The sequence below is a fragment of the Pricia sp. genome, from assembly GCF_041745955.1.
GTDB lineage: Bacteria > Bacteroidota > Bacteroidia > Flavobacteriales > Flavobacteriaceae > Pricia.
In genome coordinates this window covers 1-6,722 of record NZ_JBGTHY010000371.1, presented here as the reverse complement: position 1 = coordinate 6,722, position 6,722 = coordinate 1, and the positions used below count along the sequence as shown (strand labels likewise).

At 46.3% G+C, this 6,722-nt stretch carries 4 protein-coding genes; 3 read left to right on the top strand and 1 reads right to left on the bottom strand.

Features of this window, described 5'->3' with window-relative positions; translation table 11 throughout:
- On the bottom strand, positions 1-620 hold a 620-nt coding region (locus tag ACEW8S_RS13690; RefSeq protein ID WP_373518705.1), incomplete at its 3' end, for a hypothetical protein.
- Between the two features lie 187 nt (positions 621-807).
- Between ACEW8S_RS13690 and ACEW8S_RS13685 the strand changes: the two genes are divergently transcribed.
- The 3 genes from ACEW8S_RS13685 to ACEW8S_RS13675 form a co-directional block, all read left to right on the top strand.
- On the top strand, positions 808-2,376 hold the full coding sequence (locus ACEW8S_RS13685) for an amino acid adenylation domain-containing protein (RefSeq protein ID WP_373518704.1): 1,569 nt from the start codon (positions 808-810) through the stop codon (positions 2,374-2,376).
- On the top strand, positions 2,373-2,627 hold the full coding sequence (locus ACEW8S_RS13680) for an acyl carrier protein (RefSeq protein WP_373518703.1): 255 nt from the start codon (positions 2,373-2,375) through the stop codon (positions 2,625-2,627). The genes ACEW8S_RS13685 and ACEW8S_RS13680 overlap by 4 nt, the downstream gene beginning before the upstream one ends.
- Before the next feature lie 3 nt (positions 2,628-2,630).
- On the top strand, positions 2,631-6,722 hold a 4,092-nt coding region (locus ACEW8S_RS13675), incomplete at its 3' end, for an amino acid adenylation domain-containing protein (RefSeq protein ID WP_373518702.1).

Sequence of the window (6,722 nt, the reverse complement as noted above, 5' to 3'; positions counted from 1 at the left end):
AGAAAGAGTATGTGGTCGATGCCGATCCAAATATGCCAAACCCCTTGGCGTACCATGGCCACAAAGCCTTTCCACAGTCCGGTTTCTACCAGGTTTAAGGTCTGGGTGGTACCGCCCCTACTGAAATCAAGCGCAAAGATGGTCTCGTTGTTGATCAGACCCGCCTTCCAGTTGTATTCAAAGCCCAATAAGTTCTGTTGAGGGTTGGTATCGTCCTCTAAAAAAGGGTCATAGGTCACGGTCAGTTCGTCGGGAACGGTTTCCATATTGTCCAGATAGAACCTAAGGTTCCAAAAATTACCGGTGTTGGTGCGTATCTTGGTGCGCTTACCGGTAAAGATAACCTTGTGCTTGCCGAATTTGGAGGAAAAGGCGGAATGTTCGATCAGATAGGCCTGTAAATCTGCAAGATGCTTTTCAAATTCTTCATCGGTGGCATATTCATCAAGATCTATCCCCAAGGCAGAGTTGATATCCTTGACATGGCAATCGAACTTGCCCTCGATACCATTGAATTCGTAGACCCTCAAGTAAATATAGCTTTGGTCGGGGTTATGGGCGATACCCAAGAAAGGTAGCACCAATAGTAAAAGAAGGATGATTTTTTGGAAAGGTTTCATAGTAGTGTCCGTTTTTGTTCCGAAAGCATAAATATGATAATATATTCGATAAACTACTTTATTTTTTTTACTTTTTCGTTGAACGAACTGGTAATATCGTTAGACAACATTCGTATTTCTTTGTTAACCCGATTCCAATTCAATACCTTTAACCGATTGATTTTTTAGGAGATTCAAGCCCCTATTTATGATTTACAATCTGGTACATCTTATCGAGCAATCGGCAGCCCGGTTCCCTAAAAAGGACGCTTTTCGCTGTTCGGACAAAACCATGTCCTACACCGATTTGGATACCAGATCAAGTCAACTTGCGGTTCATCTCAAAGCGTTGGGCGTACAAAAAGGCGACCGGATCGGCATCTACATGAACCGCTGCCTTGAAACCGCGCTGGCCGTATATGGCATTCTTAAGTCGGGCGCGGCCTACGTACCCCTAGACCCCTTTGCCCCCGCAAAAAGAACAATACGTATTCTTGAGGACTGTGGCATCGAGATTTTGGTGACCACCAGCGGCCAGAAAAAAAGACTGGCACAAATTACCGCTAAATCTACTCAAATAAAAACCCTTATCGGCAATGTTCAAACGGCGTCGATCGCTTCGGTTTCATGGGATATCATTTTTTCATATCCGCTCGACAGGTATAGACCGGTGCGTATTCTTGAGGAAGATCTCGCGTTCATACTCTATACGTCAGGCTCTACTGGCGTACCCAAGGGTATAATGCACACCCATTATAGTGGCCTAAGTCTTGCCAAAATTGCGGCGGACACCTATGATTTTTGCAGCGATGATATTTTTGGCAATCCTGCGCCCCTGCATTTTGACCCCTCTACCTTCGGCTATTTTGTAGCTCCCTTGGTCGGGGCCACTACGGTCATCGTACCCGATGCACATCTGAAATTGCCCGCAAGCCTGAGCGCACTGATCGCTACAGAGAAAATAACAGTATGGTATTCGGTACCGCTGATGTTGATACAACTCTATTTGAGCGGTACCTTAGAAAAACACGATTTTGGTGCACTGCGATGGGTATTGTTCGCCGGGGAAGTATTTATCACCAAGCATCTTCGGGCATTAATGGAAATTTGGCCGCATGCCCGTTTCAGTAATCTATACGGCCCTGCGGAACTGATTCTTTGTACCTGCTATGACGTAAAGGTAGCACCAGCGTCCGATGACCCTATCCCTATAGGTAGGGTATGGGCGAATACGTCGTATAAGATTTTAGGTGAGGATAATCATGATGTGGCCGAGGGAGCCGTCGGTGAATTAGTGGTACGCTCGGCGACTCGAATGCAAGGCTATTGGAACAATATGGCCTTGACCGAAAAAGCGTTGTATCGGATAAGAATAGCAGCAGGTTACGACCATATATATTATAGAACCGGTGATTTGGTAAGGGAGAACGAAAAAGGAGAGCTCCTTTTTCTGGGCCGTAACGACCGGCAGATAAAACTAAGGGGGTATCGCGTAGAACTTGACGAGGTCGAATCGGTGTTCTTAAAAAATGCGGAAGTCGAAGAGGTCGCCGTTGTGGTTATCGGAAAAGACGAAGAAGCTCAGGAACTGGTAGCTTTTGTAAAGCAGGCGGTTGGTGTGGATACATTGGATATCGACAGCCTAATACAATGGTGCGGTACTGAACTTCCGGCATACGCAATACCTTCGAACGTTCGTATACTAGATGATTTTCCTAGGACAAGTTCAGGAAAAATAGATAGAAAAGCAATGGCTGCTATGATAGAAGTTATATGATAGAAAAAATTAAGGCATATATTGCCAGCAGTATTTCAGACCTACAACCGGAAGAAATCGATGTTCATGACGACCTTTTGGGTAGTGGCATCATCGATTCTTTGGGCATGATGAAACTCGTGGTTTTTATTGAAGCCGAACTGAATGTAAAAATTCCCGATGCCGATATGGTGGTAGAACATTTTATGACCCTCGGTAGTATCATGGACTATCTTTCTAAAAGAGAGGATGTCCATTTAAACCAAGATTAGGTTATGACCCAAGTAAAGGACAAGTATATCCCCCTGACCCAAAGTCAGCTGTCTTTATGGACAGGCCAACGCATGCACCCCGGTTCGCCGTTGCACAATGTGGTATACACTTTTGATATTTCAGGAGATTTGAGCACGCTTTTTTTCAAGAATGCCTTTCAAACATTGATCGACCGCACCGACGTATTGCGAACGGTTATTACCGAAAAGGATGGTATTCCCTATCAATTCGTTCTCCAAAAGGTGGATTACCCTGTTGAAACTATAGATTTTACGACAGAAAGCGATGAGCAGGTTATAAAGGATTGGATTCTAGAACGCACCCAAGCACCGCTTGAACTTTCCGAACAGCTTTTCGATTCGGTACTCTTAAAACTGGGGGACTCCCGATATATTTGGTTTCTAAAAATACACCACTTGGTTACGGATGCCGTATCCAACGCCTTACTCTACCGAAGGATGGAGTCGCTATACCAGATACGATCCAATCAAAAATTGGATGATTTTGGAGAAACAACATCCTTTGCGGACTATGTTTTTTACGAAGGGCAACAACGGAGCGATGCCAAAAACGAAGCCTCTCAAGCCTACTGGAAAGGCAAAACAGCAAATAGACCCGGCTCCCCAAAATTGTATGGCAAAAAAGAAAACGGAAACAGCACCGCCACAACCCGGGTATCCGCAAAATTAGGCACCGACCGTACGTCACGGCTCCGTGAACTTGCCAAACGGCCCGAAATTCGAAGTTGGACGGAAGATTTAAGCCTTTTCACCCTCTTTGCGACGGTATATTCCGTCTATCTTCACAGGGTAAGCGGTGAAAACTGTTTGGCTATTGGCGTTCCAGCGCATAACCGTGCCGAAAGGCAATTCCAAAAAACTGTCGGACTCTTTATCGAGGTACTTCCCATTTTTGTGGACATTGCCGAAGACGATACTTTTCTATCCGTACTGAAACGTGTAAAAACGGAGACCAACGCTTATCTGCGCCATGCACATACGGGAGCCGCATCCGCTGATATCGGCCGAAGTTTCAATACGGTGCTCAATTATATACAGGCCGATTTTCCTGATTTTAATGGTTTTCCCACCCAAGCGGAATGGGTGCATAACGGGCATATGGACAATTCACATGCCCTTCGCTGCCATATGTATGCTTTTAACGGGAAGAACGATCTCGAATTGGCATTCGACCTGAACAAATCAGTATTTCCCGCAGCTATTGAACACTACGTACCCGATCATTTCTTACGCCTGTTCGATGCGTTGCTTGATGATATCGACCAACCCATCGGAAACGCAAGCATGATATCGCCGAAGGAAAGGGAATTGTTAGCGGCCGAGCAGAAAGAAAATCCTGAAACTTCATTTTCCGTTCTGCAAAGTTTCGAGCAGCAGGTCGTACAGCGGCCGAACGCGATTGCCTTACAATACGACGGTGAAATTCTGACCTATTCCACATTGAATAAAAGGGCGAACCAATTGGCGCATTACCTTAAAAATCAAGGGATAATAGAATCAAGTAAAGTGGGTTTGCACCTGTATAGAAGCTCCGAATATATCATCGCTGTTCTAGCGATACTGAAGACCGGGGCGGCGTTCATTCCCATTGCCTCTGACCAACCTTCCGATCGTATCGGCTATATGCTTTTGAACAGTGGATGTTCGATAGTAATTACCGATAAAAAGTTGAGGGAAAAGCTTGCGGGCGATATCGTATCCGTTCTCGATGTTTCCTCGGAAAAACAAGACATTGCGAAAGAGTCTTCATCAAATCTTGGGGGTGCACCGCTACCGGATAATTTGGCCTATGTCTTGTACACATCGGGCAGTACCGGCCGCCCCAAGGGCGTACTGATAACGCACCGTGCCCTTTCGAACTATATGGGGTGGGCCGGAAAGCACTATGGCATAGATGAAAAATCCATATTCCCCCTGTTTACCTCCATCGGATTCGACCTGACGCTCACCTCGACCTTTTTGCCCCTACTGAACGGTGGGCGGATCATCGTCTACAAAGAAATGGACGAGGGGCCCGATCTAAGCTTGTTACGGGTAATCGAAGATGATCTGGTAAACACCATAAAGGCGACGCCCTCACATTTGGCCCTTCTTCAAGGGCGTAATCTTGATGCCTCCCAAATCAGGACCTTGATTGTCGGGGGAGAGGATTTCAAGGTACAGCTCGCAAAATCGACAAGCGTAGCCTTTGGGCCGGGCCTAAAGATTTTTAACGAATATGGTCCTACCGAGGCTACCGTGGGCTGTATTGTCAGCGAATACGAGCCGGAAAAACATACCGGCACGTCGTTGCCTATCGGCATTCCGATTATCGGAATGCAGGCCTATGTTTTGGACAACCACCTAAACCTTGTGCCAAAAGGCGTAATCGGCGAACTTTACCTGAGCGGCACAGGGCTGGCGAACGGGTATGTCAATGCCGAAGAGATAACTGCGTCAAAATTCGTGGACCATCCTTTTATCAAAAATTCCAAAATGTACCGCACCGGCGATCTGGCCCGAATAAATGCGGCTGGGGATTTTGAATATCTGGGCCGTATCGATAATCAGGTCAAACTTCGGGGACACCGTATCGAACTTTCCGATATCGAGGCCAATATGGCGGCGCATCCCGAAATAGAAAATTGTACCGTGGTCGTGGTATCCGATAGAAAAACAGTTCCTGAAAACGAGGTGGTCAACTGTGTGCAATGCGGACTCCCCTCCAATTATCCGGAAATCGAGTTTAACGAACAAGGCGTCTGCCAACTCTGTACCTCGTTCTCGAACTACGAAGATAAAGTAAAACGCTATTTCAAGAATGACGACGAACTGGTGCGGATATTGACCTCGAAGCGGTTAGAAAATCCTACGTACGATTGTATTTCCCTTCTGAGTGGAGGAAAAGATAGCACCTATGTTTTAGGACGTCTGATAGATATGGGGCTGCGCGTCTTGGCTTTCACGATGGACAATGGCTACATTTCCGATCAGGCCAAAGAAAATATCGATCATATCGTAACCCAATTGGGTGTCGACCATGTCTACGGCGAGACCCCGCATATGAACGAAATTTTTGTCGATAGTTTGCACCGACATCACAACGTCTGTAACGGCTGTTTTAAGACCATCTATACCCTGAGTACCCAAATCGCTCTGGAAAAAAAGATTCCCTTTATCTTAACCGGACTTTCAAGAGGGCAATTCTTCGAGACGCGGTTGACCGAGGAGCTTTTTTGGGAGGATACTTTGGATACTACAAAAATTGATGACACCATTCTCGAGGCCCGAAAACTCTACCACCGCGAACAAGATGCGGTAAAAAGACTCTTGGATGTATCCGCGTTCGAGGATGATACCGTGTTCGAAAAAGTACAGTTCGTCGATTTTTACCGGTACAGCGATGTTAGCCTAGAAGAACTATTGATCTATTTAAAGGATAAATTAGGATGGGTTCGGCCGACCGATACCGGGCGTTCCACAAATTGCCTGATCAATCAGGTCGGCATCTACGTACATAAAAAGGAAGAAGGCTATAGCAATTATGCCTTTCCCTATAGTTGGGACGTTCGTTTGGGCCACAAGAGGCGGGACGAAAGCTTGGTGGAAATCAACGAAGCCATCGACGAAACCGAGGTACAGCGCATAATGGAAGAGATCGGTTATGAAAGATCGGAGGCCGACCAACAACCCCCGGAAAAATTGGTCGCCTACTTCACGGGGAATCCAGATATTTCGGTGAAGGATCTACGGCAATATCTTGCCAACAAATTACCCGCCTACATGGTGCCGACCCTTTTCAAGTATATGGATGAAATACCTTTGACCAAAAACGGAAAGGTCGATAAAAATGCGCTGGAGAACCTGAGCAGCGCACAATTGTCGATGGACACACCCTACACCGCACCGAGAAACGAAATCGAGGAGCTGCTTGAAGGGGTTTGGAAAGAGGTGTTGCAACTTAAAAAAGTGGGCGTACATGACGATTTTATCGCCTTGGGCGGACATTCGTTGGCCGCCATTCGTGTCACGGCACGCATCAATGAGGAAATTGAGGTCGATTTTCCGTTGAACAAGATATTCGAACGGCCCACT

Coding starts and splice junctions, on each gene's coding strand:
- ACEW8S_RS13685 (WP_373518704.1), top strand. CDS start 808: ATGATTTACAATCTGGTACATCTTATCGAGCAATCGGCAGCCCGGTTC.
- ACEW8S_RS13680 (WP_373518703.1), top strand. CDS start 2,373: ATGATAGAAAAAATTAAGGCATATATTGCCAGCAGTATTTCAGACCTA.